Below are 26,279 nucleotides of genomic sequence, written 5' to 3' on the forward strand. Positions count from 1 at the left end.
GCACAAACGCCCGCACCGGACGGATTGTCAGTGGCGGGACCTACCGTCGGAGGCATGACTGAGCAGGGGGTGCGCTGGACCGCGGACCAGGTGCTGTCACTGGCGCCTGACGCCGCGTCACGCACAGCGGGAGGCAAGCTCGGCACGGCGGGTCCGTGGTCCGAGGCGGGGAGTGGAGAGGGGACGGTGTGGGGGCTGTGCAAGGGCGGCGGCAGCAGGCCGTACCAGACGGTGGTCGATCTCGCCGACCCGGCCGGACCGGCGTACACGTGCAGTTGTCCGAGCCGCAAGTTCCCCTGCAAGCACGCGCTCGGCCTGCTGCTGCTGTGGACGGGAGACGGCGGCTCGGTGCCCGCGTTCGCCGAGCCGCCGGACTGGGCCGAGCAGTGGCTCGCGGGCAGACGCCGGCGCGCCGAGACCAAGCAGGGCCAAACCGAAGCGTGTTCCGGGAGCGGGGCCGCCGATCCGGAGGCGGCCCGGCGGCGGGCCGAGCGCCGGGCCGAGCGGGCCACTGCGGGTGCGACCGAGCTGGAACAGCGCCTCGCGGACCTGCTGCGCGGCGGACTGGCCGCGGCCGAGCAGGCGGGGTACGCCCTGTGGGACGAGACGGCGGCCCGCATGGTCGACGCCCAGGCACCCGGACTGGCCTCGCGGGTGCGGGAGTTGGGAGCGATTGCGGCATCCGGCGCCGGCTGGCCGGCCCGGCTGCTGGAGGAGTGCGCGCTGCTGCACCTGCTCGACCAGGGCTGGCTGCGCCGCGACCACCTGCCGGACGCCCTCGTGGCCACGGTCCGCTCCCGGCTCGGCCTGCCCGCCACGGCGGACGGTGCCCCGCTCCGCGACCACTGGCTGGTCCTCGCCCAGTACGACACGGTGGACGCGAAACTGACGACGCGCCGGACCTGGCTGCACGGCGCCGGCTCGGGCCGCACCCGGCTGCTGCTGTCCTATGGCGCGGCCGGCCGGGCGCCGGAGCTGTCCCTGCCGGTGGGGCTGGCCCTGGACGCGGAGCTGTCCGCCTATCCGGGGGCAGGCCAGTCCCGGTCCGCCCTGGGCGAGCGGTTCGCCCCGCCCGCACCGGCCGCGTTCCGCCCGCCGGGCACCAGCACGGCCGAGGCGGCGGCCCGGTACGGCGAGGCGCTGCGCGACGACCCCTGGCTGGAGTCCGTCCCGGTGACCCTGGACCGGGTGATACCGGTCCCGGACGGCGACGAGTGGCAGCTCGCCGACACCGACCTTGCCCTGCCGCTGACCCGGGCCGCCCGCTCCCGCCCCGGCCTGTGGCGGCTGGTCGCCCTGTCCGGCGGCGCCCCGGTCACGGTCTTCGGCGAGTGCGGCCACCGCGGCTTCACCCCCCTCACGGCCTGGCCGGCCGGCACGGGCGAGGCGGTGCCACTGTGCTGACCGGCGCCGAGTCGGAACCGAGGTGCCGGCGGGGCGTGTCGGGCACGTTTCCAGCCGACCGGGTCGGGTGGTGGGTGGGAGGGGCGGAGGTCCAGGCGGCGCAGCCCCCTGGCGGGGTCCGGGGCGGAGCCCCAGGTACCAGCCCGCCGGAAGGCGCCGGCATTCCTCGGACACATCCAAGGAAGGAAACGCGATGAACGGGACGACCTCGACGGACACGAACACCACAGCGGCCGCAAGCTCCTGGGAAGACCTGGTCACCACCGCTCTTCTCGGCACCGACCGACGCCCGCTGGCGTACGCCCGGTCCGGCCGTGAGGCACCCCTCGCGCTGCTCGACGAGGCCGCCGTGGCGACCGTACGGCGGCGCGCCGGGCTGCGGCCCGCGCGGGCGGCGCGCCGACCGGACTCGGCGCCCGAGGACCCCCGCCCGGCCCTGCCCCCCGCGGCGGCCCGCAGACTCGCCACGCTGCTGGCCGACCGTTCCGGCGGCGGAAGCGGTGGCCGCCGGGGCAGCTCACCGGACCTCATGGAGCTGCTCCCGCAGTGGCTCGCGGCGGCCAACGCGCACGGATACGCGGCACCCCCGCAGACGCTCCCCGCCCTGCTGGACGCGGCCCGGGGCCGTACGGACCTGCGCCCGGCGGCGCTGGCGTTCGCGGGCCCGCGGGCGCTGTGGCTGGCCCGGCTGAACGCGGACTGGCGCTTCGCGCTGCGCGCGGCCCCCGGCGGCGGTGCCACGCTGCCCGGGCCCGGCGACACCGAGGCGGTGCGCAGGCTGTGGCAGGAGGGACTGTTCGCGGAGCGGGTGGCCCTGCTGGGCGCGCTGCGCGCCGCTGCGCCCGCGTTCGCGCGCGAGTTGCTCGCGTCGACCTGGCCGACGGAGCGGGCCGAGGACCGGCTGATGTTCCTCGACTCGCTGCGCACGGGCCTGTGCGCAGCGGACGAGCCTTTCCTTGAGCACGCGTTGGGCGACCGCAGCCGCAATGTCCGGGCGACGGCGGCGGAACTCCTGTCGGCGCTGCCCGCTTCCGCCCTCGCCGCGCGCATGGCCGTGCGGGCCGCGGCGTGTGTGGCCCTCGATCACACGGGGAACTCGCCGGCGATCGTGGTGGAGGCGCCGCTCGAGTGCGACTCCGGCATGGAGCGGGATGGTGTGGTGGCCACACCTCCCGCGGGCAGAGGGGAACGCTCATGGTGGCTGGGGCAGTTGGTGGAGGCGGCCCCGCTGGGCACGTGGCCGGGGCGGCTCGGCGGACGTACGGCGGAGCAGATCGTGGCGCTGCCGGTGACGGACGGCTGGCAGGGCGAACTGCACGCTGCGTGGTGCCGGGCGGCCGTACGGCAGCGGGACGCCGAGTGGTCGAGGGCGCTGCTCGGCTCGCCGTCGGCGCCGGAGGCCGGCGGGCCGGGCGCGGTGTCGCTGGCGGAACGCGCGAAGCTGCTGGCCGCCCTGGACCGTGCGGAACGCGCCGCGTGGGTGGCCGGGTTCATCGCCACGCACGGACTGTCGGAGGCGTTCCAGCTGCTCGGGGTGTGCGCGGTGCCCTGGGCCGCGCCGCTGGGCCGGGCCGTCGTGGACGCGCTCAACATCGCACGGGACGCCGGCAGTTACCCGTGGAGCTTCAGCGGGGTGATGGGGCTGGCCGAGCGCTGCCTGGACCCCGCGGAGGCCGGCCGGCTCGAGGCGCTGCTGGCGATACCGGACGAACGGGAGGACGCCGCGCCGGGAGCCGGCGGCTACTGGGCGGAGGCGTTCCAGCGGCTGGTGACCACGCTGCGGCTGCGGGCGGAGATGGCCGCGGAACTCGCCCCGGACCGCTCCCCGCTCACCGGGCCGCCGGCCCGACCGCCGCAGGCGGCCGCTCAGCCGGACGCGGCGGGCTGACGGACGTTCTCCCGCACCCACTCCACGATCGACGCGGTCGTCGCGCCCGGTGTGAAGATCTCCGCGACGCCCTTCTCCTTCAGCGGCGGGATGTCCTCGTCCGGGATGATGCCGCCGCCGAAGACGAGGATGTCCTCGGCGTCGCGCTCCTTGAGCAGGTCGATCACCGCGGCGAACAGCGTGTTGTGCGCGCCGGAGAGGATGGACAGGCCGATCGCGTCGGCGTCCTCCTGGATGGCGGTGTCCACGATCTGTTCCGGCGTCTGGTGGAGCCCGGTGTAGATGACTTCCATACCGGCGTCGCGCAGGGCACGCGCGATGACCTTGGCCCCCCGATCGTGGCCGTCGAGCCCCGGCTTGGCGACGACCACGCGGATCGGACCGGCTGCCACACCCATCACTGCCTCCATCAAACGACCACGGAAGCGATCGCTTCCGTCCGTAACGACAAGTACCGCACTTTTGGCGCGTTCCGCCACCCGTCGCGAAGTGAACGAACGTTATCTCCAGCATCCCGCAACCGGCAGTTTTACGGTGCGCAGCGAGGGGGAAATCACATGGTGGGACATGAGGGCACACGGGGGATCGAGCCGTCCTCCGGCGTGCCGACAGGAGGTCGGCCCATGAAGGTCACCGGAGTACTGCCACTCTTTCTCCCGTTCTGCCGGCGCCTGTGGCCCGGCAGAATCGCCGGAATCTCCGTGGCGCTGCTCAAGGCGACCGCCCTCGAGGCCGCGATCCTGGCCGGTCATCTGCTGCTGTATCCGACCGGCCTCACCCAGGAACGCCGCTCCTGCGCCCTGCCCGCCCAGGGCGGCACCGCGCAGCTGCCGGTCCGCTCCGGCCCTCCGGTGGTGCTGCTGCACGGTTTCATCGACAACCGCTCGGTGTTCGTGTTATTGCGCCGCAACCTCGCCCAGCACGGCAGGCAGCGCGTCGTATCGCTCAACTACTCCCCGCTGACCTGCGACATCCGCGCCGCCGCCGAGCTGCTCGGCCGGCACATAGAGGAGCTCTGCGAGCGCACCGGCAGCGACCGGGTCGACATCGTGGGGCACAGCCTCGGCGGGCTCATCGCCCGTTACTACGTGCAGTGTCTGGGCGGTGACCTGCGGGTGCGCGTCCTCGTCACCCTGGGTACACCGCATTCGGGGACCAGCGCGGCACCCCTGGCCAACGCCCATCCGATCGTGCGCCAGATGCGGCCCGGTTCGGGGGTGATCGAGGAGCTGGCCCGGCCCGCGCCCGGCTGCCGTACCCGGTTCGTCAGCTTCTGGAGCGACCTGGACTCCGTGATGGTGCCGCTGGAGACGGCCTGCCTGGACCACCCCGACCTCCACGTGCAGAACGTCCGGGTGACCGGCATCGGGCATCTCGCCCTGCCCGTGCACCCCGCCGTCGCGGCCGGGATACGCGAGGCCCTGGACTCCCCGCACCCCGAGGACCGGGTCACGGGCGGTCTGACAGTGGCGTGAGGCCCGACGACCGGGTGACGCACAGGTGGTGAACAGCCACCGCACATCGAACGGCAATCGAACTCTCGGCCAAACTCGTGTCCGGCGCCCCCCGAAACGCCGCCGATTGCCCGGTTACGGCGGGCCCGAAACCACCCGAAGATTGTCGCGCCCAGGTACCGGCGGGTACAGTCACCGCACTGCTCTGGCAGCCCCTGTTGTCGAGGCGAAAGAGAAGTTGGTGAACGACCGTCACCCGTCGGGGACCATGACCACCCCGGCCCCGGCTTCCGACGCCTCCGCCGCGCACTACGCGCCGTACGGGACGTATGAAGCCCCCTACGGCGACCTCACCACGTACGGCGGCTACGGCACCACCGGTTTTCCGGACGGCACCGGCACCTTCTCCACGGACCCGCTCTTCGGCACCATGCCCGGCCAGCAGGGCACCGGCTCGTACGACAGCACGCAGTGGCAGACCGGCCAGACCCCGCACTACGACCCGTACGCCGCCCAGCACCACGCCGCCTACGACTCCGGCGCCTACGACTCCACCGCCTGGACGATCCCGGCCCAGGCCAGGGGCAACGACGTCAGCGGGCAGTGGGACACGAGCGCGTGGTTGCCGCCCGAGCAGTCCGGCGCCACCGACCCGACCCAGCAGTGGTCGTGGGGCACCCAGTCCTTCGAGTCGGGCACGTTCGACGCCACGCAGTGGAATTCCGGCGGCCAGGCCGTGCCCGCACAGGCCGGGCACGCTGCTGAACCGTTCGGCCAGCAGCCGACCGGCGTCTTCGACCAGGTCGGCGACCCGCAGGCGACCGCGGCCTTCCCGCAGGCGCCGTACGACCGGACCCCGTACGAGGACGAGGCGCCGTACGAGAGCACCGCGTTCGGTGAAGAGCACACCGGGGACGAGGAGTCGGGCGCCCCGGACGAGGCGCACGCCGGGCAGGGCCTGCTGGAAGACGAGGAGGAGCGCGCGCCCGCGCGCCGGGCCGGCTCGCGCAGCGCCGCGCGCTCCCGCCGTCGTACGACCGCCAAGCGCTCCGCGCTGCTGACCGTCGCCGTGCCCTCGGCCTGTGTGATGGGCGTCGCCGGCATCGCCGCCGCCTCGATCGGCGCGCTGACCGACGGCAGTCAGGACACCACCGCCACCGCCTCGGACGCGCACGCGGTCAAGGCCTCGGTGGCCAACAGCAAGCTGGACACCCAGCTCAACACCCTGTCCGCCGGCGCCCATGACTTCGCCGACCGGGCGAGCCGTACGCAGGAGCGGATCGACCTCAAGAACCAGCAGGAGCTGGAGAAGAAGAAGGCCGCCGCGGCGGCCGCGCTCAAGGAGCGGCTGCGCCCCAAGTTCGTGCTGCCGGTCACGCAGAAGGGGCTCAGCGCCTACTTCGGCCAGGCGGGCGTGAACTGGATGTCCGTGCACACGGGCATCGACTTCCCCGTCGCCTACGGCACCACGGTGATGGCCGCCACCGACGGCACGGTCACCACCAAGTGGAACAGCGCCTACGGCAACATGATGATCGTGACGGCGAAGGACGGTACGCAGACCTGGTACTGCCATCTGTCCAGCTACCGCGTCGCCTCCGGGACGGTCGTCAAGGCCGGCGATCCGATCGCCTACTCCGGCAACTCCGGCAACTCCACCGGCCCGCACCTGCACTTCGAGGTACGACCCGCGGGCGGGGCGGCCATAGACCCGCTGCCGTGGCTGCGGAGCCACGGCCTCGACCCGACGTAGGAATCCCGCGTCGGCGTAGGAATGCCAGGGGCGTAGGAATGCCGGAAGGGGCCCGCGCTGTTCCGGCGAGGGCCCCTTCGGCTTACAGCTTCTCCACCGGCGCGTACCGCAGCAGCAGCCGCTTCGGCTTGGCGTCGCCGAAGTCGATCGTCGCCTCCGCGTTCGCACCCGTGCCCTTCACGGCGACGACCGTGCCGAGCCCGAACTGGTCGTGGGTGACCCGGTCCCCGACGGCCAGGGCGACCACCGGCTTCTCCGAGGTGCGCCGGGTGGCGAACCCGGACGCGCCCGACGCCGAGGAACGCGAGCGGGTCGAGGACAGCGAGGCCGCGATCCCGGACGCGGGACCGGACGAGACCGGTGCCGTCGCTCCCGTCCGCTTCCAGTCCACATGGGTGGGCGGGATCTCCTCCAGGAAGCGGGAGGGCGGGTTGTACGACGGCTGGCCCCAGGCGCTGCGCATGGCCGACCGCGTGAGGTAGAGCCGCTCCCGCGCGCGCGTGATGCCGACGTACGCCAGGCGGCGCTCCTCCTCCAGCTCCTTGGTCTGGCCGAGGGCGCGCATGTGCGGGAAGACGCCGTCCTCCATGCCGGTCAGGAAGACGACCGGGAACTCCAGGCCCTTGGCGGTGTGCAGGGTCATCAGGGTGATGACTCCGGAGCCGTCCTCGTCCTCGTCGGGGATCTGGTCGGAGTCGGCGACCAGGGCCACCTGCTCCAGGAAGTCGGCCAGCCCCACCGACTCGCCCTCACCGCGCTCCTGCTCGAACTCCAGGGCCACCGCCGCGAGTTCCTGGAGGTTCTCGATGCGGGTCTCGTCCTGCGGGTCGGTGGAGGTCTGCAGTTCGGCCAGATACCCGGTCCGTTCGAGCACGGCCTCCAGGACGGTGGCCGGACCGGCTCCGGACTCCACGATCGTACGCAGGTCCTCCATCAGCGTGTTGAACCGCTTGACGGCGTTGGTGGAGCGCGCGGCCATGCCGTACGCCTCGTCCACGCGCTTGAGCGCCTGCGGGAAGCTGATCCTCTCGCGCTGGGCGAGGGCGTCGATCATCGCCTCCGCGCGCTCACCGATGCCCCGCTTGGGCACGTTGAGGATGCGGCGCAGCGGCACCGAGTCCTCCGGGTTGGCGAGGACGCGCAGGTAGGCGAGGACGTCCCGGACCTCCTTGCGTTCGTAGAAGCGGACGCCGCCGACGACCTTGTAGGGCAGGCCGACGCGGATGAAGACCTCTTCGAAGACACGGGACTGCGCGTTGGTGCGGTAGAAGACGGCGACGTCGCCCGCCCTGGCCTCGCCCGCGTCGACCAGGCGGTCTATCTCGTCGGCGACGAACTGGGCCTCGTCGTGCTCGGTGTCCGCGACGTAACCGGTGATCCGCGCTCCCTGCCCGGCGTTGGTCCACAGGTTCTTCGGGCGGCGGGACTCGTTGCGCTCGATGACCGCGTTGGCCGCGGACAGGATGGTCTGCGTGGAGCGGTAGTTCTGCTCCAGCAGGATCGTCGTCGCGTCCGCGTAGTCCTCCTCGAACTGGAGGATGTTGCGGATGGTCGCGCCCCGGAAGGCGTAGATCGACTGGTCGGCGTCACCCACGACGCACAGCTCGGCCGGCGGGATGTCGTACTCGCCGGTCGGGGTGTCGCCCTCGTCGGCGGGGCGCTCTGCCGTGCCGACGAGTTCCCGTACGAGTGCGTACTGGGCGTGGTTGGTGTCCTGGTACTCGTCGACCAGGACGTGCCGGAAGCGGCGGCGGTAGTGCTCGGCGACGTCCGGGAAGGCGCGCAGCAGGTTGACCGTCGTCATGATCAGGTCGTCGAAGTCGAGCGCGTTGGCCTCGCGGAGCCGCGACTGGTAGAGCGCGTAGGCCTGGGCGAGGGTCTTCTCGAAGCCGTCGGTGGCCTGGGCGGCGAAGTCCTCCTCGTCGATCAGCTCGTTCTTCAGATTGCTGATCTTCGCGCTGAAGGACTTCGGCGGGAAGCGCTTCGGGTCGAGGTCCAGGTCGCGGCAGACCAGGGCCATCAGACGCTTGCTGTCGGCGGCGTCGTAGATCGAGAACGACGACGTGAAGCCGAGCTTCTTCGACTCGCGGCGCAGGATGCGCACGCACGCGCTGTGGAAGGTCATCACCCACATCACGTTCGCGCGCGGGCCGACGAGGTGCTCGACGCGCTCCTTCATCTCGCCCGCGGCCTTGTTGGTGAAGGTGATCGCGAGGATCTGGCCGGGGTGCACATGCCGCTCGGCGAGCAGGTACGCGATGCGGTGGGTGAGCACGCGGGTCTTGCCGGAGCCGGCGCCGGCGACGATGAGCAGCGGGGAGCCGGCGTGCACGACCGCCGCGCGCTGGTTGTCGTTCAGCCCCTCCAGCAGCGCCGCCGAGTCGATCGCGGGGCGGGGCGCGCCGTCGCGGTAGTGGGTGTCCCGGTCCGGCGGCATGTCGAACTTCCCGCCGAACAGATCGTCCGGAAGCGGCTCCGGAGCGTGATCGTCCTCGGGCGGCGGCGGGGGCTCCTCCTCGTGCCCGCGAGGGGCCTGGAGGTCCGCCAGGAAGCTGTCGTCAAAGAGGCTGCTCATCGCTCTCCGAGTCTAGGGTGCCCCACCGACAACCGGTCGCCGTCCCGGGAAGATGGCCGCCGAAGCCCGCCCGGGAAAGCCACTCACCGTGCGGAATCGGCCGATGACGGGAACGTGATTTCAGCGCCAGATCACGAAAATGTATCGGACATATCACGCACCAACCTTCACACTAGTCACACCAGTTGGCTAGGTTGCCGTCAGGCCGCGTGCGCGGCCTCCGCCGAGTCCGGTGCGCCCGCGTGGTGCCCGGAGCCGGGGACCCACCGATCCTGGGGTGAATCGGCCGACTCCCGCCCGGGACGACGCCGTAGGGCAACCCTTCCGAACCGCCGCCCGAACCCGACAGCTAACCCGGTAGGCGGCCCATTGGAAGGAGTCGCCTCCCTTGGCGTCGCACCGCAAGCCGCGCCCCGGCGGAACCACCGGAGCCGGTCTCCGCACCCCCGCCCTCGCCACCGCCGCCCTCACCTCCATGGCGGTGTTCTCGCAGACCGCCGAGGCCGCCCCGAGAACCGATCACGCCAAGCCGAGCCTGGAAGAGGTCGAGAAGAAGGTCGACGACCTCTACCGCCAGGCGGAGTCGGCCACCGAGAAGTACGACGCGGCCAAGGAGCGCACCGGCAAACAGCGGAGCCGCGCCGACGCCCTGCGCGACGAGGTCGCCCGGCGCACCGCACGCCTCAACACGGCCCGTGAGGAGCTGGGATCCTTCGCCGCGGCCCAGTACCGCACCGGCACCGCCGCTCCCGGCACGGCCACCTTCCTGCTGGCGAACGACCCGCAGGACTACTTCGACCAGACCCAGCTGATGAACCGGCTGACCTCGCGGGAGAAGAGCGCGGTCGACGACTACATCGGCGAGCAGGCCGCGACCATGAAGAAGCGCCGGGAGGCCGCGGAGAGCCTCCAGACGCTGACCGACTCACAGCACGACCTGCAGACCGCCAAGGCCACCGTGCAGAGGAAACTCGCCTCGGCGCGCGAGCTGCTGTCGCAGCTGACGGCCCAGGAGAAGGCGCGGCTGGCCGCCATCGAGCGGGAGAAGCAGCAGGAGGCGGCCCGCAAGGCGGCCGAGCTGGCCAAGCAGCAGGCGGCCCGGCAGCAGGCCGGCTCGTCGTCGTCCTCGTCCACGGGGTCGGGGTCGGGGTCCGCCTCCGGTTCGACGGGATCCGGCTCGACCGGGTCCACATCCGGCTCGTACGACACGAAGGCCGAGAATGCGATCGCCTTCGCCCGCGCGCAGATCGGCAAGCCGTATGTGTGGGGCGCCACCGGGCCCGACTCCTACGACTGCTCGGGCCTCACCCAGGCCGCCTGGAAGGCCGCCGGCGTCACGCTTCCGCGCACCACGTACGACCAGGTCAATGCGGGTACCACGGTCTCGCTCGCCGACGCGCGGCCGGGCGACCTGATCTTCTTCTACGACGACATCAGCCACGTCGGCGTCTACATAGGCAACGGCATGATGATCCACGCCCCCAAGCCGGGCGCGTACGTCCGCGAGGAGTCGATCTACTACGGCGGCGAGTCGATCATCCACAGCGTGGTCCGCCCGGGCTGACCGCCCCTCGTGACCCGGGCGCGGGCCCCGGTCCGTCCCGCTGCACGCGTGCGTGCCACCGCCTTGCATGTCCAGGCACGGTGCCGCAGCATTCCACGCCCACGCGCGCGTGGGCGTGCGGGGGTTGGGAGTCATGGGATCCGCGCCGAGGGCGCCGGATGCGCCCGCGCCATGCGCGAAGTGCCCGGCGCCCTGCTCCTCCCGGCACGGTCGCTGAGCCCCGCCCGCGCCATGCGCGGAGTGCCCGGCGCCCTGCTCCTCCCGGCACGGGTCGCTGAGTCCCGCCCACGCGCGCGTACCGGCGTTTTTGGTCTCCACGCGCGCGTGCCCTTCCGGGCCGGGGCCCCTCGGCTCCCTAGCATCGGGCGCATGCCCGGCATCTCAGGTCTGCTCGCGTGGTGGGCGGGGCGGCCCCCCGCGGCAGGGGCCGCCGTGATGGCGACCGGCGTGCTGTCGGTGGGGCTGCACATGACCGGCGCCGAGACGGTCTCCCGGGTCGTGCTGGCGATGGCGTGTGTCGCCTGGGCCGCGCTGGCCGCCGACTTCGCTGTGCGGCTGGTCGGCGAGCGGCGGCGCTGGGTGTCCGAGTCGGCGAGCCCTGGCGCGCTCACCTCCGTCGCCGCGACCACGGTGCTCGGCACCCGGATCTCCGCGCTGGGCCGGCAGACCCCCGCCGAGGCGCTGCTGGCGCTCGCGGCGCTGCTCTGGCCGGTGCTGCTGGTCCTGGTCGTACGGCACTGGAGGCCGCGCATGGCGGGCTCGGTGTTCCTTTGCTGTGTGGCCACGGAGGGGCTCGCCGTACTGGCCGCCACGCTGGCCGCGGCCGAGCGCACGGCATGGCTCGCGCACACCGCGCTGGTGCTGTTCTGGCTGGGGCTGGTGCTCTACGGCCTGGCGCTGGCCCACTTCGACGCACGGCAGGTGCTTCAGGGGGCGGGCGACCACTGGATCGCGGGCGGTGCACTGGCGATCTCGGCGCTGGCGGGGGCCAACCTGATGGTCGCCGGGGACACGGGCATGTACCTGTGGGACAACGGCGAACGGAGCGTGCTGCGCAATATGACAGTCGTGCTGCTCGTGCTGGACCTGGTCGGGTACGTCGTACTGCTGGCCGCCGAGGCGGCGCGGCCCCGGCCCGGCTACCACGAGCTGCGGTGGGCGACGGTGTTCCCGATGGGGATGACGGCGGTGGCGACGCTGGCCGTCGCGACCGCCCTCGGCGTCCCGTGGCTCAACCGGCCGGGACGGGTGCTGCTGTGGGCGGCGGCGGTGGTGTGGCTCGCGGTCGCCGCCGGTGCGGTGCTCGCGGCCCGCGCCGGCGGCAGGGACGGATGACCGTCAGGTCCACAGGACGGCGATGAAGATGTTCGCCGTGGTCAGCGCGCCGACCACTCCGAACATGCCCTTGTCGATCCTCTCCTCGTCACGCTTCACGTAGACCAGCCCGAGGATCACGATCAGCAGGGCCAGCTTGACGCCGATCTTGATGGTGTTGACGTGGTGGTCGTCGGCCTGGTTGAGGCCGACCAGGGCCACACCGGTGACCAGCATGGTCAGCGCGCCGTGCAGCATCCCGGGCACGAACTGGGCCGTGCCCTGGCCCATCGCCTTCATCTGGGTGAGGAAACCGCCGAGCAGCGCGGCGATGCCGATGATGTGCAGGCCGACGAAGAGATGGATGAGTGCGTCCATGGGCCCGGAGCCTAATTCGTCGGCAGCAGCCCCAGAGACGGCAGGGTGCCGTAGAAGTCCGGCGTCAGCCGTCGGCCCATGAAGAACGGCCGGCTCAACCGTCGACCGGCTGAACCCGGACGCAGCGGCGGCGGTAGTAGGAGATCGTGACGGCCGCGGTCAGTGGGCCCCAGAGCACCAACGGCTGGTAGAGAATGCCGACGACCAGGTTTCCGGTGGGTGTCATGTCCTCGTGCGCATACGTCCACCACCAGGGGACATCGGCCCAGATCACGGTCAGGATCGCAGCGCCGAGGGCGGCAGGGACGACGGCGGCCATGGGACGAACCCTCCGCCCTCCGATCAGCGGTATCCAGTGCGGGACAACCTCGCCCCACGGCCGCACCAGGCCGATCGTCAGCAAGGCGGCGAGCTCGCAGAGCACGCTGAGCGTCAGCATCCACACCTTGGCCCCGAACGTGTCGAAGGTCCTGAAGCCCGTCTCTGTGTAACCGGCGGGACATCCGAGCACCAAGGCGATGCGCCAGAGACCGCTCGGCAGGACCACCACGGTGGTCAGGTGTGCGGCCCGGACGGCCCAGCGGGGTGGCGTCGGCGAGGGTGTGGCGGGAGTGGCGGACGGCTGAATGCTCATGGGACTCATGCTCACGCGCCTCCCGATGCTTTGGCGTCAGCCTGCGCGGCGGACGCGGATGAGCCGCCTGCACGAGGCCTGTGCGGCGGGATCGGTCAGACGGCGGAAGGGCCGTCATCCTCCGGGACGATGGGGCTGACGGAACCGTGCGCCTCGCCGCAACGGCTGGATTCGATGGCGAACGGGCTGGGTTCACCGACCCCGGCCGCAGCGGCCGGCGAGCACGCGGGCGATCTTGCATATATGCGCCCCATAGCACCTCACGCCTCCTGCGCGTCCCGCTTTGCGCGCTTCGGTCACCACGCTGCGTGAAGCCAACGACTCCAGAACGGTCATGCGGTCACTTCCGGTCACCTCCCGGTCGGTCGGGACCAGTTCCGTACACCGCGTTACCCACTCGTCACAGTCGGGCCTAGCGTCCTCCCCCAGGTGACCGGCTCCCCACCACCGCCCGGGCCAGGGGCGGCCGTCGGCCACCACCGCCGAGAAAGGTCCGGCGGTGGCCCGTTTCCCCTGTGCGGGCCGCCGCCGGACGCACGGACTGCTCGGTCGTGCGAGTCGTACGGAAGGACGTGACGGTCCAGGTGGCAGCGCACCGCAAGCCCCGGCAACGCTCGATGGGCGGCCCTACGGCACGGACGGCCGCCACGATCGCCCTGGCGGGGGCGGCCACAGCGGCGGGGTTCGACGGGACGGGACACGCCGAGCCACAGCTGACGCCGGCGCAGGTGAAGGCCCAGGTCGACAAGCTGTACCAGGAGGCCGAGACCGCGACCGAGAAGTACGACGGCACGAAGGAGAAGGCGGACACGGCGCAGCGGCGGCTGAACGCGCTGCGGGACGAGACCGCCCGCAAGCAGCAGAGGCTCAGCTCGGCCCGGGAGGCACTCGGTTCGTTCGCGGCGGCGCAGTACCGCGAGGGCGGCTTCGCACCGACCTGGCAGCTGGCCCTGTCCGGCGACCCCGACCGGTACCTGGACAACGCCGGGTTCGTGGAGCGGGCCGGTGACCGGCAGGCCGCCGCCGTGTCCCGGGTGCGTGAACAGCTGCGGGAGATCGAGCAGTTGCGGGGTGCGGCACGCATCGAGCTGACGTCGCTGCGGTCCCGGCAGGCCGAGCTGCGACAGCAGAAGAAGACCATCACCGGCAAGCTGGACGAGGCCCGGCGGCTGCTGGCGCGGCTCACTCCGCAGCAGCGGGCCGAGGTGGCCGGTGACGGCGGGGCGCCCGGTCGTGCCTCCCGCTCGGCCTCGGGCCCCCGGGACGCGCTGCAGCAGGCCGGATCGGCCGACGCCCCGAACGCGCGCGCCGAGGCGGCCCTTGCCTACGCCTACGCCAAGCTCGGCAGCCCCTATGTGTGGGGCGCGGCCGGCCCGGACGCCTTCGACTGCTCGGGACTGGTCCAGGCCGCCTACCGCTCCGCCGGCATCTCCCTGCCCCGCACCACCTACGCCCAGATCAACGCGGGCCGGCGCGTTTCCCGCTCCGAACTTCAGCCCGGTGACCTGGTGTTCTTCTACTCCGGGATCAGCCACGTCGGCATCTACGTGGGCAACGGGCAGATCATCCACGCCCCGAACCCCTCGGCACCGGTCCGGCTGGCCCCCATCGACCTGATGCCGTTCGCGGGGGCGACCCGGGTGGTCTAGGGGCCGGGCCGTACGGGTCAGACCAGCCGGCGCGCGGTCGCCCAGCGGGTCAGTTCATGGCGGTTGGACAGCTGGAGCTTGCGCAGGACCGCCGAGACATGGGACTCGACCGTCTTGACCGAGATGAACAGCTGCTTGGCGATCTCCTTGTAGGCGTACCCCCGGGCGATCAGACGCAGTACCTCGCGCTCGCGCTGAGTGAGGCGGTCCAGGTCCTCGTCCACGGGCGGGGCGTCGGTGGAGGCGAAGGCGTCCAGGACGAACCCGGCCAGGCGCGGGGAGAAGACGGCGTCGCCCTCCTGGACGCGGAAGATGGAGTCGACCAGATCGGTGCCGGTGATGGTCTTGGTGACATAGCCGCGGGCACCGCCGCGGATCACCCCGATCACGTCCTCCGCCGCGTCCGACACGGACAGCGCGAGAAAGCGGACGGGCCGCTCGGTGTCCGCCATCAACGCCGCGCACCGGCGCAGCACTTCGACGCCACCGCCGCCCGGCAGGTGCACGTCGAGGAGGACCACCTCGGGCCGGGTGGCGGTGATGACGGTGACCGCCTGGTCGACGTCCGCGGCCTCCCCGACCACCTCGACGCCGGTCTGGGCGGTCTGCCCGATCTCGGCCTGGACGCCGGTGCGGAACATCCGGTGGTCGTCCACCAGCACCACCCGTACGTGCCGTCCGCCCGCGCCGCCGTCGGCAGCCCCGGACCCGGCCCCCTCGGGTGTGCCCGCCGTGCCGTTCGCCTCGGTCGCGTCGCTCATGACGTCTTCTCCGCCCTCTCCATCTCCAGTTCGACCTCCGTGCCACCGCCCGGCACCGACCGCAGCCGGGCCGTGCCGCCGTTGCGCTCCATGCGGCCGATGATCGATTCTCTGACGCCCATGCGGTCGGCGGGTATCGAGTCGAGGTCGAAGCCGGGGCCGCGGTCGCGCACGGACACGAAGACCGTCCTCCCCTCGACTTCGGCATAGACCTGTACGGCGCCGCCCTCGCCACCGTACTTGGCGGCGTTCACCATCGCCTCGCGCGCGGCCTGCATCTGCGCGCCGGTCCTCTCGTCGAGCGGGCAGTCGCCGACGATGACGACCTCGATGGGCACCCCGTGCTTGTCCTCCACCTCGGCGGCGCTGCGCCGGACCGCCTCGGCGACCGTGTCCGGCTCATCCGCCTCGTCCTTGCCGGTGCCCTCCGGCTTGTACAGCCAGGTGCGCAGGTCGCGCTCCTGGGCGCGGGCGAGGCGGCGCACCTCGCCCGCGTTGTCGGCGTTGCGCTGGATCAGGGTGAGGGTGTGCAGCACGGAGTCATGGACGTGGGCGGCGACCTCCGCGCGCTCCTGGGCGCGGATGCGCATCAGGCGCTCCTCGGACAGGTCCTGGGTCATGCGGACCAGATACGGGCCGGCGAGGAGGGTGATGCCGACGAGGACGGCGAGGGCCGCCTGCAGCACCGCGCCGAGATGGGCGGCCGAACCCTGCAGCCAGAAGATGGCGGTGACACCGGCCGTGACGAGAAGGACACCGCCGGCCGCGCGCAGCAGGGTGAGGGTGCGCCGCCTGCGGCCGACCTCGACCCAGCGGGCCCGGCGGGCGTTGTCCGCCTGGCGCCAGACGAGGGCGACACCGGCCGCGACGAGGACGGCGGGCAGCAGATACACCTTGGCCGCGCCGCCGAGATTGACGCTGCTCACGAAGACCACGGACACGATGACCATGAGGAGCAGCGCGACGATCTGGCCGCGGTCCGGCTTGCGGCTCACGAGTCTGCGGCGGCCGTCCGGCGCGGTCTCCGTGGTGACGAGCGACGGCGGCTTCTGGTCGCCGACACCGCCGACGCCCAGCGGGACGAAGAACCAGAACGCCGCGTAGAGCAGCGCTCCGAAGCCGTGGGCCATGAACAGGCCGACGAAGGCGAGCCGCACCCAGACGACCGGCAGCCCGAGATGCCCGGCGAGGCCCCGCGCCACTCCGCCGAGCCAGCGTCCGTCGCTGCTGCGGTAGAGCTTGCGCGGCGGCCGCGGGTCGTCGACTGGCAGGCTTGCGGCTTCCGGCATGCCAACGATGGTCACATGCCCGGCGGGGCCAGGCATCAGGGTCGGGCCCCGAGACGCCCCTGATCTTCCTCGGGGCCGGGTCGGGGAGCGCCGGGCAGGAGCGGCCGCATGCGGCTCGAACGGTTCCCCGCCTGGTCTCAGGGCCGATTTCAGGGTTCGGCCAGGGTCGTCCCGACTGCCGCGGCGGCGGCCGGACCGTCACCATGGACGCATGACGGATCACGAGCACGCCGCGACGGGTCCGGGACCCGGCACCGGCCCGCGCCCGGCCCCGGGCACCGGACCGACGGATGCCGCACCCGCCGCGACGCAGGAGAAGGGAGCGGCCGGCGCCGGCACACCCGCCGACGCACAGCGGCAGGAGCAGGAGCAGCCCGCCGCCGGAGCCCCCGACCGGTTCCGGCGCGACCGCCGGCACAAGATGATCGCGGGCGTGTGCGCGGGCCTCGGCCGGCACACCGACATGGACCCGGTGATCTTCCGGATCACCCTGGCGGTGCTGTCCGCGACCGGCGGCATCGGCCTCATCTTCTACGGCTTCGCCTGGCTGCTGGTGCCGTACGAGGACGAGGAGGGCAACGAGGTCCGCAAGCTGCTGACGGGCCGGGTCGACGGCCAGGCGCTCGCCGCCGTGCTGTTCGCCCTGGTCGGCTGCGGGGGCCTGTTGACCATGCTGAGAAACGGCGGGGTGCTGACCTTCGCGGTGGTGCTCTCCCTGCTGCTGGCGGGCGCCGGGTACTGGTCGCGGCGCCGCGGCGCCACCGACCCCGACCCGCTCGCCGCCCAGGCAGCCGCCGACGCGCCGCCGGAGGCCCAGGCGCCGCCGGTCGTCGCCACCTACCCGTCATGGTGGCGGGACCCGATCGTCAAGGACGGCAGCCATGTCGGCGGCACCGGCTATCTGTGGGGGCCCGGCGACGCCCGCGACCGGGACATCACCTCGCTGATCGACATCGGCATCGCCACCCCCTGGACGCACCACGGCCACCAGGGCTCCATACAGCCGCAGCCCAGTGCGCCTGAGAGACCGCGTGGCCCGCGCTGGATCGGTGGCTGGGTGTTCCTGCTCGCCCTGGTGGCGGGCGGCCTGGGCACCGGTCTGACCTGGGACACGCACCCGCTGGGCACGAGTCTGCAGACCGGTCTGGCGTGCGCGCTGGCCGTCTTCGGCCTGGGCATCACGCTCAGCGCGTTCCTGGGCCGCACGGGAGCCGGGACGGTCTTCCTGGCGCTCGTCACCGCGGCGCTGCTCGCCGGGGCGGCGGCCATGCCCAAGGACATCACCACCCACTGGAGAGACACCTCCTGGACGCCCGCCGCGGCAGCGCAGGTGCGGCCGTCGTACGACCTCGGCACCGGGCGCGGCACGCTGGACCTGAGCCGGGTGCGTCCGGGCCCGGGGCGGACGGTCGCGACGGACGCCCATGTGGGGGCGGGACAGCTGAAGGTGATCGTGCCGGCGGACGCGAGGGTGCGGATGAACATCGAGGTGGGCGTCGGCGACATCCGGTTGCCGGGGGAGGACAGGAAGGACGTGGACGTGCAGCCGCGCAGGCTCAAGAACGTGACGCTGGCGCCGGCCAAGGGCGCCGGGGACACCGGCACGCTGGACCTCACGCTCAGGGTCGGTGCGGGACAGGTGGAGGTCGATCGTGCTGCGTCATGAGTTCCAGCCGGGGAGGCTGGTCGCCGGGCTCTTCCTCACCGCGACCGGCGTCGTCTTCGCGGGTGACGCGGGTGGCTTGTGGGAGACGCCGTGGTTCGCGGTGGTGCCGCTGGTCGTGGGCGGCCTGTTCCTCGCCGGTGCCACGGCGGCCGTGGCCCGGGGCATCCGCAGACGGGGCGACGCCAGGAGCGGCTGACGGTCGGGGGCCGGCGGTCCAGGTTCGGCGGGCCGCAGGGTGTCCGGTGGCCGGGCGGTGTCCGGTGGCCGGGGCGTCGCCGGCGCCAGGGTTGCCGGGTTGTGTCCGGTCGCCGGGGCATCCGCTGGCCGGGGGGGATCCGCCGGGCCGGGGGTGTCCGACCGCTAGCGGTAGCCGCCCAGTCGCTGCCAGCGGCGGGCTCGCCAGGCCGCGTCCACGGAGAGGTAGGGGGCGCCGGCGAGGATCAGGGGGATCCAGGCCATGAAGTAGGCGAGGTCGTTGCCGTAGTAGTACGGGGTCGTCGACCAGCTCACCGTCATCCACAGGCTGAACGAGATCAGCGCGCCGCCGAGCGCGGCCAGCCGGGCCAGCAGACCGAGCAGGGTGCCGATGCCGACGGCCAGTTCACCGAGGGCGATGCCGTAGCCGAAGCCGACCGGGGACTTCAGGGCCAGGTCGACCAGGGCGGGGATGGCGGCGGAGTCGCGGGCCGAGCGCATGGTGTCGCCGACGGACCCGGCCCCGCCGGACTTCAGGAAGGAGCTGCTGGTGAGCTTGTCCAGACTGGCGTAGATGAAAGTGACGCCGAGGAAGACGCGCAGAGGCAGGAGGGCGTAGTGGGCGGCGGTGTCCCGCCAACCGCCCGGGCCGTTCAGCCGGTTCATGTGCGTGTCCGTCCGCATGCCGTGAGTCATGGCCGCAAACCGCCCTCTCGCCCGCCGTCCCGCCCCTCACTTGACCATACGTACGACAAGGGGGCGCAGTTCAATCCCAACCCGGATGTTTTTCCGGATTTCGGCCCCCGGTGCGAAGAGGCCGGCGGGCGCCCGTCGGACCTCGTTCAGATGCGCGCCGGGATCTGCCGCACGGGATGGCCGAGGGCGCGGCCGACGGTGGTGAGTTCTTCGGGGGTGAGCGGGGGGCGTTGTGGATCCCCCCACTGCGACCGCTCCATCGCCCCCGAGTGGTACCGGGACCTGCTCGACACGCGGCAGCGGATGCTCACCAGGTTCGAGCCGCAGTCGACGGCGGTGATCGCCTCGTACCAGTCGACGTCCAGGTCGACATCGTCGACATCGCCGGGTTCGGCGTCGTCGGGAGAGCCGGAGACCGGTTCCAGGACCAGGGCCGCGGCACGCTTCCCGGCGTCCGGTGCCGGCTGCCGGTGCGGGTCGGCCGGTATCACCGACAGGATGTCGTCGCTCACCGCAACGCCGCTCCCCCGCCGCTCACTCCGTCACCTGGACGATGCAGCGGTTGGTCGCCACCCCGGCCGCGGTGACCACCTGCACCTCCACCGCGCCGGGCTCGACGTCGGCCGGTACGGGCACGGTCAGGACGCTGTCGGTCGGGTTGCTGAAGCCGCCGGTGACGGGGACCAGCGGGACGTGCACGTCGACGCTGCCGATGCGGACGACCATGCGGGAGAGCCGGTCGGCACTGTGGGCGCCGGGCGGCACGAAACCGGCGCCCCGGATCTCGATGTCGTCGCCGGTGCGGATCGGCCCGTCCAGGTCGCCGGGCTCACGGGCGCGGACCACGGAGAGGACGACCGGGCGGCCGCCCTCGGTGTACTTGCCGGCCAGGTAGGTCACGGCCGAGATCAGCACCACCACGCCCAGCCCCCAGGGCAGGTCCGGCAGCTGGTCGGGGCGGCGGGCCAGCCGTACGGCGGCGAACAGCAGGGCGACGGCGCTGACGGCGACGTACTGGATGTCGGTGAAGGCGCCGCGGCCGGAGTCGTCGGTGAGCAGGTCGGCGGCGCGCGGCCGGTCGGCCGGCACCTTCTGCAGCCGCTGCGCGAGGATGCGCAGGCCCACCACCCGGCGGACCAGGACGGCGATGCCGCACACCACGGCGAGGACGGTCACCACACCGGCGCCGCGCGCGAGGTCGAGGCCCGAGATCAGCGCGTCGCGCCGGGCGTGGTCGGAGGCGGCGGCGAGGCGTGCGGCCAGCAGGAGGACGGCGTAGCCGACGAACAGCACCCAACAGGCGGCGACCGTACGGGAGGTGGACATCCGGTTGTCCTCGCCGATCACCGGGGCCAGCGCCCCGCCGCGCGCCCGGTGCAGCCAGGAGGCGGCGCCGAGCACACCGGCGACGACGAGCGCGGCGATCAGGGCAGCGGTGCGGGCGCCGGTCCAGCCCGCGCCGACCGCGGTGAGCGCCTCGCCGAGCAGCAGCGCGAGCACCGCGCCCCACACGACGCACACCGTGCGCAGCCACAGCCGGGCGAGCCAGGCCTCGCCCTCGGCGCGGCCGCGTTCGGCGACGGCCTCCGCCCGCTGGGTCAGTTCCTCGGAGACCCACTGGCGGGAGGCCGAGGCCGAGTGCGCCACGGCCACCGGCAGGCCCTGCCCGGCCGCGAACTCGTCGCGCCGGCGCAGGAACGCGGCGACGGCCCGCCGGTGTCCCTCCCGGGCGCCGTGCGGGCAGTCCCCGCAGCTGCAGCCGCCCTGGTGGATCCCCTCGGCATCCGTGCCCTGTCTCGCCTCCTGCACCGCCACGACCGGCGCCCGCCTTCCCCACGTCCTTCCGGCACGGCCGGCGGGCCCTCGTGGGAAGGCCCGGCCGCCGCGCAACTGCCCTGTGTCGACAGCGAATTGTGCCCTACGCCGGGCCGTCCGGGACCGTCGGACCGGGTCACGGCGGGTGAAGTACGAGCCGCCGTGTTGACCCGGCTGCGAGAATTTCCGTATGGCCGAGATCATCCAGCGGGACGGGACCTGGGCCTTCGACGGCAGCACGATCCGGATCACCCCCGGACTGCACCGCTGTGTGCCGCTGTTCCGGCAGACGTACGGGGAGGTCTCCGTGCCGCTGGAAGCCGTCTCGGACGTGGTCTGGGAACCCGAGCGCAGGCGTGGCCGGCTGCGGATGCGGCTGCGCGAGGGCGCCGACCCGCTGCTGCAGGCGACGGGCGGGCGGCTGCCGGAGGCGGCCGACCCCTACCGGCTGGCGGTGGACGCGGACCGCGGCGGGGTCGCGGAGTACGTCGCCGAGGAGATCCGGCACGCCCTGTTGCTGGACCGGATCCCCAAGGAGCCCACGACCGCCTATCTGCTGCCGGGCCCGCCGGTGCCGGTGTCCGTGCGGTCCTCCGACGGCACGGTCTCCTTCGACGGCACGCAGGTGCGCATCGACTGGGCCGACACCTCCGACCGGGTCAAGCGCGCGACCGGCCCGCGGATCATCGCCCTCGGCGACCTGGTGCAGGTGGAGTGGCTGCCGAACTCCGGGTTCGAGGACGGTTTTCTGCGGTTCGTGACCCCGGAGACGGTGTTCTCCAAGCTGCCGCCCGAGCGGGACCCCTACACCCTGGACCTGTGGGGCAGCGTGCGGCGCGATCTGCTGACCGCGCTGGTCGCGACGGCCGTCACCGCCCGGCTGCCGCATCCCTCCACCCGCACGGGTGCCGGGTGCGACGGCCGGGACCGGCGGCGCGGGACCGTACCGGGGCGGGCCGACCACCATGACGTACTGCTGCGCCGGCTGCGGGAGTTGGGGGAGCTGCACCGGGACGGGGTGCTCACCGACGAGGAGTTCGCGACGACCAAGGCGGCGGTGCTCAGGGGGTTCGGCTGAGCGTGCCCGGCGGGTTCAGCTCAGCAGGTCCGGCTCGCTGCGGCTGATGTCCTGCCACAGGGGCTGGTAGTTGATCCAGGCCACCAGGTCGCCGCCGAGCTGTTCGCGGGTGGCGACGGCCTGCTTGTGGTCGATGAGGACCGGGCGGCCGGCGGCCCTGGCCGTCAGCTGCACCTGGCAGGACCGTTCCATGGACAGGAACCACCAGGCGGCGGCGTCCACCGAGTCGCCGACGGTGAGCGTGCCGTGGTTGCGCAGCACGAGCGCCTTGCGGGAGCCGAGGGCCTCGGCGATCCGGCGGCCTTCCTCGATGTCGACGGTGACGCCGGTGTAGGCGTCGTACAGGGCCACGTCCTCGTAGAAGGCGCAGCTCTCCTGGGTGATGGGGTCGATCAGCTCGCCGAGCGCGGCGAGGGCGCGGCCGTACACGGAGTGGCAGTGGGCGACGGCGACGACGTCCGGGCGGGCGGCGTGGACCTGGGCGTGCACGGTGAACGCGGCCTGGTTGACGTGATAGCGGCCCTCGACGACCTGACCGTCCTGGTTGACGAGGACGAGATCGCCGACGGTGACGTGCTTGAACGGCATCCCGAACGGGTTGACCCAGAAGCAGTCGGTGAATTCCGGGTCGCGGGCGGTGATGTGCCCGGAGACCCCGTCCTCGAGCCCCGTCCGGCCGAAGATCCGCAGCGCACCGGCGAGCCGCTCCTTGCGGTGCCGGCGTTCGTCCGCCACCGAGTCGAACATCGGCGGCATGGCGAACCGCAGCTGGTCGGTGGGCAGCGGCAGCGGCGGGGTGGGCCCGTGCATAGGTCCTCCAGCACTGGGGTTGCTCTACGAGCCGGAAGTTACCGCCGGTCAGCGCAAAAGGGCAGAGACGTTTTGTAAAGATGACGTACGCGACGGATACCCGACAGAAGATGTCGGGTTTGCCGGTGAGACTGGCGCGCATGACACGGATGAACTGGGCGGCCTTCAGCTCCGCCGAACCCGAGCTGGCCGCAACCGTCGAGCAGCGGTTTCGTGCCTTCCGGCACCACGTCCTCGCCACCCTCCGCGGGGACGGCTCGCCGCGCACGTCCGGCCTGGAGGCCGACTTCCGCGGCGGCGAGCTGTGGCTCGGCATGATGGCGGGCTCGCGGAAAGCCCTCGACCTGCGGCGCGATGCGCGTTTCGCGCTCCAGGCGAACCCGGGCGAGGGCACGGGGATGGGCGGCGGGGACGTACGGATCGCGGGGCGGGCGTACGAGGTCGAGGGCGAGCGGAAGTCCGGATACGCGGAAGAGGTGGAACCGCCGGAGCCGTTCCACCTCTTCCGTACCGAGCTGACGGAGGTCGTGCGAACCTACGTCGAGGACGACCGGTATCTGGTCGTCCAGGTCTGGACGCCCGGTGAGCCCGTGCGCATGATCAAGCGCACCTAGGGGCCGTGGGGATCACTCCCACTCGATGGTGCCCGGCGGCTTCGAGGTGACGTCGAGCACGACGCGGTTGACGTCCCGCACCTCGTTGGTGATCCGGGTCGAGATGCGGGCCAGGACGTCGTACGGCAGCCGGGACCAGTCGGCGGTCATGGCGTCCTCGGAGGACACCGGGCGCAGCACGATCGGGTGGCCGTAGGTGCGGCCGTCGCCCTGGACGCCGACGGAGCGGACGTCGGCGAGCAGCACCACCGGGCACTGCCAGATGTCCCGGTCCAGGCCGGCCGCGGTCAGCTCCTCGCGGGCGATGGCGTCGGCGTCGCGGAGCAGGTCCAGGCGCTCCTTCGTCACCTCGCCGACGATGCGGATGCCGAGGCCGGGGCCCGGGAAGGGCTGGCGCTGGACGATCTCCTCCGGCAGGCCGAGCTCCTGGCCGACCATGCGGACCTCGTCCTTGAACAGCTTGCGCAGCGGCTCGATCAGCTTGAACTCGAGGTCCTCGGGCAGGCCGCCGACGTTGTGGTGCGACTTGATGTTGGCGGTGCCGGTGCCGCCGCCGGACTCGACCACGTCCGGGTACAGGGTGCCCTGGACCAGGAACTCCACGGCCGGGCCCTCGTCGGCGATGATGTCCGCCTGCGCCTGCTCGAAGACGCGGATGAACTCACGGCCGATGATCTTGCGCTTCTCCTCGGGGTCCGAGACGCCCTTGAGGGCGGTCAGGAAGCGCTCCCCGGCGTCCACGACGACCAGCTTGACGCCGGTCGCGGCCACGAAGTCCTTCTCGACCTGCTCGGTCTCGCCCTTGCGCATCAGACCGTGGTCGACGTACACGCAGGTCAGCTGGTCGCCGATGGCGCGGGCGACGAGGGCCGCGGCGACGGCGGAGTCCACGCCGCCGGACAGACCGCAGATCGCGCGCTTGTCGCCGACCTGCTCGCGGATCGTGGCGACCTGCTCCTCGATCACGTTGCCGGTCGTCCAGTTCGGCTTCAGGCCCGCGCCGCGGTACAGGAAGTGCTCCAGCACCTGCTGGCCGTGCGTGGAGTGCATGACCTCGGGGTGGTATTGGACGCCGTAGAGCTTCTTGTCGTCGTTCTCGAAGGCGGCGACCGGGACGACGTCCGTGGACGCGGTCACCGTGAAGCCCTCGGGGGCGGCGGAGCAGGCGTCGCCGTGCGACATCCACACGTGCTGCTCGGCCGGGGTGCCCTCGAAGAGGGTGGAGGACGTCCTGGAGACGTGCAGGTCGGTACGGCCGTACTCGCGGGCGCCGCTGTTGTCGACGGTGCCGCCGAGGACCTGCGCCATCAGCTGGAAGCCGTAGCACATGCCGAAGACGGGGACACCGGCCTCGAAGATCTCGCGGTCGAGGCGGGGGGCGCCTTCCTCGTACACCGAGGAGGGGCCTCCGGAGAGGATGATCGCCGCGGGGTTCTTGGCGAGCATCTCCTTCACCGGCATGGTGCTCGGCACGATCTCGCTGTAGACCCGGGCCTCGCGGACGCGACGGGCGATGAGCTGGGCGTACTGCGCGCCGAAGTCGACGACCAGGACGGTGTCGGGGGTGGCGGCAGCGGAGGTCGCTGATGACACGATGTGCCTTCCGGCGGTCTGGGCGGGGGTCTGTGCTACCGATTCTAACGGGGTGCGCGTGGGGACAGCTCAGGTCACCGGGGGCTCCGCCGCCAGACCCCGATCGGCCCGGTGGGGTGGAAGTGGGCCGTGGCATACTGGGCGCATGCTTCAGCACGCGACCTTCGTCTTTACCTATGGCACCCGGCCCGCCGGCTGCCATGGTCGTGCTGCTTGAGCGCAACGCCAAGCGACTTCCCAGGCGCCCCGGGCCGACAAGGCCCGGGGCGCCTGTCGTTTTCCGGGTCCTGCCGTTCCGGGGCGTCCCGCCACCTTCACCAGGAGCCCCCGACATGACCACCACCACCCCGGAAGAGACCGCCTCGACCCCGGAACAGACCATCGCCGACGCCCGTGGGCGCATCGACGTGCTCGACGACCGGATCATCGGTCTCATCCAGGAGCGGATGGCCGTCTCCGCCGTCGTCCAGCAGACCCGCATCGCCTCCGGCGGACGCCGGGTGCACCTCTCCCGTGAGATGGAGATCCTCGGCCGGTACCGGGACGCCCTCGGCAAGCCGGGCACCGGGCTCGCCATGACCCTGCTCGAACTGTGCCGGGGCCGCATCTGAACGCCGTGTCCGAGCCGCGTCGTGTACGAGCCGCGTCGTGTCCAGACGGCTGGCCGTGCGCCGCTTCCGCGCCACGTCCCCGCCGTGTCCGCGCGTCGCATCTGAGTTCGGGCGCCGTCTCACCCGTACGGCGCGTGACCGGCTCGCGCGGCGCTTCGTTGAGCGGGGTGTCCGTGCCAGCCAGGGGCGGGCCCGACAGAACCACGCGTGGCTCGCTGGAGCGATGAGGCGTACGGGTCGTGCCGTACGCCGTGGGACCTCGCTCCAGGGAAGTGACCGGACGGCAGGGGACAGCAGCCCGGTCACCCAAGAGAACGGTCGGCTCCGGGGACGCCCGGGGCCGACCGGCGGAAAACTGCACATGCGCACCAGTGCCGGGTCACCCGTCACGTCCCCGCACCGACAACGGCACGGCTGCACCCCGTCCACCCCTCGGGGGCAGGACCACCCACCCCGTCGGGAGCAGGACCAAGGACCAGCGGCGCACCCCCCGGCGCCGCCCCCAGGCACCGGCGCTGCCCTGACGCCGGTGCTGACC

The 26,279-nt window shown here is 72.5% G+C and carries 23 protein-coding genes and 1 riboswitch; of the genes, 12 read left to right on the forward strand and 11 right to left on the reverse strand.

Annotated elements, in window-relative coordinates; genetic code table 11:
* The first annotated feature begins 54 nt into the window (after window positions 1-54).
* Together ABB07_RS15120 and ABB07_RS15125 are read left to right on the forward strand one after the other, a co-directional pair.
* Entirely contained in the window at window positions 55-1,404 is a 1,350-nt protein-coding gene (locus tag ABB07_RS15120) for an SWIM zinc finger family protein (protein WP_208899213.1), read from the forward strand.
* A gap of 193 nt (window positions 1,405-1,597) precedes the next feature.
* Window positions 1,598-3,292 (forward strand): DUF5691 domain-containing protein, encoded by a 1,695-nt coding sequence (locus ABB07_RS15125; protein ID WP_208899214.1) that lies wholly within the window; start codon window positions 1,598-1,600, stop codon window positions 3,290-3,292.
* Here the strand turns inward: ABB07_RS15125 and icmB are convergent.
* Window positions 3,271-3,690: a coenzyme B12-dependent isobutyryl CoA mutase small subunit gene (icmB, locus tag ABB07_RS15130; protein ID WP_208899215.1), complete on the reverse strand. Its 420-nt coding sequence runs from the start codon at window positions 3,688-3,690 to the stop codon at window positions 3,271-3,273. The two genes, ABB07_RS15125 and icmB, sit on opposite strands and share 22 nt — an antisense overlap.
* Before the next feature lie 225 nt (window positions 3,691-3,915).
* Here icmB and ABB07_RS15135 point away from each other — a divergent pair, with 225 nt between their 5' ends.
* Window positions 3,916-4,767 (forward strand): esterase/lipase family protein, encoded by an 852-nt coding sequence (locus tag ABB07_RS15135; protein ID WP_208899216.1) that lies wholly within the window; start codon window positions 3,916-3,918, stop codon window positions 4,765-4,767.
* A gap of 220 nt (window positions 4,768-4,987) precedes the next feature.
* Window positions 4,988-6,499, forward strand: coding sequence for a M23 family metallopeptidase (locus ABB07_RS15140; protein WP_208899217.1), 1,512 nt, complete (start codon window positions 4,988-4,990; stop codon window positions 6,497-6,499).
* 82 nt (window positions 6,500-6,581) lie between these two features.
* On the opposite strand, the gene pcrA is transcribed toward ABB07_RS15140, so the two are convergent.
* A complete protein-coding gene (gene pcrA / locus ABB07_RS15145; protein WP_208899218.1) occupies window positions 6,582-9,074 on the reverse strand; it encodes a DNA helicase PcrA in 2,493 nt (830 codons plus the stop codon).
* Window positions 9,075-9,285: 211 nt separating this feature from the next.
* A riboswitch (cyclic di-AMP (ydaO/yuaA leader) is annotated at window positions 9,286-9,455 on the forward strand.
* A 7-nt stretch (window positions 9,456-9,462) separates the two neighbouring features.
* On the opposite strand from pcrA, the gene ABB07_RS15150 reads away from it, so the two are divergent.
* Window positions 9,463-10,638, forward strand: coding sequence for a C40 family peptidase (locus ABB07_RS15150; protein ID WP_208899219.1), 1,176 nt, complete (start codon window positions 9,463-9,465; stop codon window positions 10,636-10,638).
* Window positions 10,639-11,007: 369 nt separating this feature from the next.
* On the forward strand, window positions 11,008-11,973 hold the full coding sequence (locus tag ABB07_RS15155) for an SLAC1 family transporter (protein WP_208899220.1): 966 nt from the start codon (window positions 11,008-11,010) through the stop codon (window positions 11,971-11,973).
* 3 nt (window positions 11,974-11,976) lie between these two features.
* On the opposite strand, the gene ABB07_RS15160 is transcribed toward ABB07_RS15155, so the two are convergent.
* Both ABB07_RS15160 and ABB07_RS15165 read right to left on the reverse strand, forming a co-directional pair.
* A complete protein-coding gene (locus ABB07_RS15160) occupies window positions 11,977-12,330 on the reverse strand; it encodes a hypothetical protein (RefSeq protein WP_208899221.1) in 354 nt (117 codons plus the stop codon).
* Window positions 12,331-12,424: 94 nt separating this feature from the next.
* On the reverse strand, window positions 12,425-12,964 hold the full coding sequence (locus ABB07_RS15165; RefSeq protein ID WP_425264725.1) for a hypothetical protein: 540 nt from the start codon (window positions 12,962-12,964) through the stop codon (window positions 12,425-12,427).
* A gap of 584 nt (window positions 12,965-13,548) precedes the next feature.
* On the opposite strand from ABB07_RS15165, the gene ABB07_RS15170 reads away from it, so the two are divergent.
* Window positions 13,549-14,613, forward strand: coding sequence for a C40 family peptidase (locus ABB07_RS15170; protein WP_208903456.1), 1,065 nt, complete (start codon window positions 13,549-13,551; stop codon window positions 14,611-14,613).
* Between the two features lie 17 nt (window positions 14,614-14,630).
* On the opposite strand, the gene ABB07_RS15175 is transcribed toward ABB07_RS15170, so the two are convergent.
* A complete protein-coding gene (locus tag ABB07_RS15175; protein ID WP_208899222.1) occupies window positions 14,631-15,374 on the reverse strand; it encodes a LuxR C-terminal-related transcriptional regulator in 744 nt (247 codons plus the stop codon).
* The gene (locus tag ABB07_RS15180) at window positions 15,371-16,663 is read right to left on the reverse strand and encodes an ATP-binding protein (RefSeq protein ID WP_208899223.1); all 1,293 of its coding nucleotides are present in this window, start codon (window positions 16,661-16,663) and stop codon (window positions 15,371-15,373) included. Before ABB07_RS15180 ends, ABB07_RS15175 begins: the two co-directional genes overlap by 4 nt.
* Before the next feature lie 211 nt (window positions 16,664-16,874).
* On the opposite strand from ABB07_RS15180, the gene ABB07_RS15185 reads away from it, so the two are divergent.
* Together ABB07_RS15185 and ABB07_RS15190 are read left to right on the forward strand one after the other, a co-directional pair.
* The gene (locus ABB07_RS15185; protein ID WP_208899224.1) at window positions 16,875-18,329 is read left to right on the forward strand and encodes a PspC domain-containing protein; all 1,455 of its coding nucleotides are present in this window, start codon (window positions 16,875-16,877) and stop codon (window positions 18,327-18,329) included.
* A complete protein-coding gene (locus ABB07_RS15190) occupies window positions 18,316-18,525 on the forward strand; it encodes a hypothetical protein (protein WP_208899225.1) in 210 nt (69 codons plus the stop codon). Before ABB07_RS15185 ends, ABB07_RS15190 begins: the two co-directional genes overlap by 14 nt.
* 164 nt (window positions 18,526-18,689) lie before the next feature.
* Here ABB07_RS15190 and ABB07_RS15195 read toward each other — a convergent pair whose 3' ends face one another.
* The 3 genes from ABB07_RS15195 to ABB07_RS15205 all read right to left on the reverse strand — a co-directional run bounded on the left by ABB07_RS15195 (window position 18,690) and on the right by ABB07_RS15205 (window position 21,035).
* Window positions 18,690-19,220, reverse strand: coding sequence for a DoxX family membrane protein (locus tag ABB07_RS15195; RefSeq protein WP_208899226.1), 531 nt, complete (start codon window positions 19,218-19,220; stop codon window positions 18,690-18,692).
* A gap of 146 nt (window positions 19,221-19,366) precedes the next feature.
* Window positions 19,367-19,732, reverse strand: a complete 366-nt coding sequence (locus tag ABB07_RS15200; RefSeq protein ID WP_208899227.1) for a hypothetical protein — start codon at window positions 19,730-19,732, stop codon at window positions 19,367-19,369.
* Window positions 19,733-19,754: 22 nt separating this feature from the next.
* Window positions 19,755-21,035, reverse strand: coding sequence for a hypothetical protein (locus ABB07_RS15205; RefSeq protein WP_208899228.1), 1,281 nt, complete (start codon window positions 21,033-21,035; stop codon window positions 19,755-19,757).
* A 190-nt stretch (window positions 21,036-21,225) separates the two neighbouring features.
* On the opposite strand from ABB07_RS15205, the gene ABB07_RS15210 reads away from it, so the two are divergent.
* On the forward strand, window positions 21,226-22,113 hold the full coding sequence (locus ABB07_RS15210; protein WP_208899229.1) for a DUF4429 domain-containing protein: 888 nt from the start codon (window positions 21,226-21,228) through the stop codon (window positions 22,111-22,113).
* A 15-nt stretch (window positions 22,114-22,128) separates the two neighbouring features.
* Here ABB07_RS15210 and ABB07_RS15215 read toward each other — a convergent pair whose 3' ends face one another.
* Window positions 22,129-22,923 (reverse strand): class II aldolase/adducin family protein, encoded by a 795-nt coding sequence (locus tag ABB07_RS15215; protein ID WP_208899230.1) that lies wholly within the window; start codon window positions 22,921-22,923, stop codon window positions 22,129-22,131.
* 149 nt (window positions 22,924-23,072) lie between these two features.
* Here ABB07_RS15215 and ABB07_RS15220 point away from each other — a divergent pair, with 149 nt between their 5' ends.
* Window positions 23,073-23,537, forward strand: a complete 465-nt coding sequence (locus tag ABB07_RS15220; protein WP_208903457.1) for a pyridoxamine 5'-phosphate oxidase family protein — start codon at window positions 23,073-23,075, stop codon at window positions 23,535-23,537.
* A 12-nt stretch (window positions 23,538-23,549) separates the two neighbouring features.
* Here ABB07_RS15220 and guaA read toward each other — a convergent pair whose 3' ends face one another.
* Entirely contained in the window at window positions 23,550-25,130 is a 1,581-nt protein-coding gene (gene guaA / locus ABB07_RS15225; RefSeq protein ID WP_208899231.1) for a glutamine-hydrolyzing GMP synthase, read from the reverse strand.
* Between the two features lie 332 nt (window positions 25,131-25,462).
* Between guaA and ABB07_RS15230 the strand changes: the two genes are divergently transcribed.
* Complete coding sequence (locus ABB07_RS15230; protein WP_208899232.1) at window positions 25,463-25,741, forward strand: chorismate mutase; 279 nt, start codon at window positions 25,463-25,465, stop codon at window positions 25,739-25,741.
* Window positions 25,742-26,279 lie beyond the last annotated feature (538 nt).

It is taken from the genome of Streptomyces incarnatus (assembly GCF_001027185.1).
GTDB classification, from domain to species: Bacteria; Actinomycetota; Actinomycetes; order Streptomycetales; family Streptomycetaceae; genus Streptomyces; species Streptomyces puniciscabiei.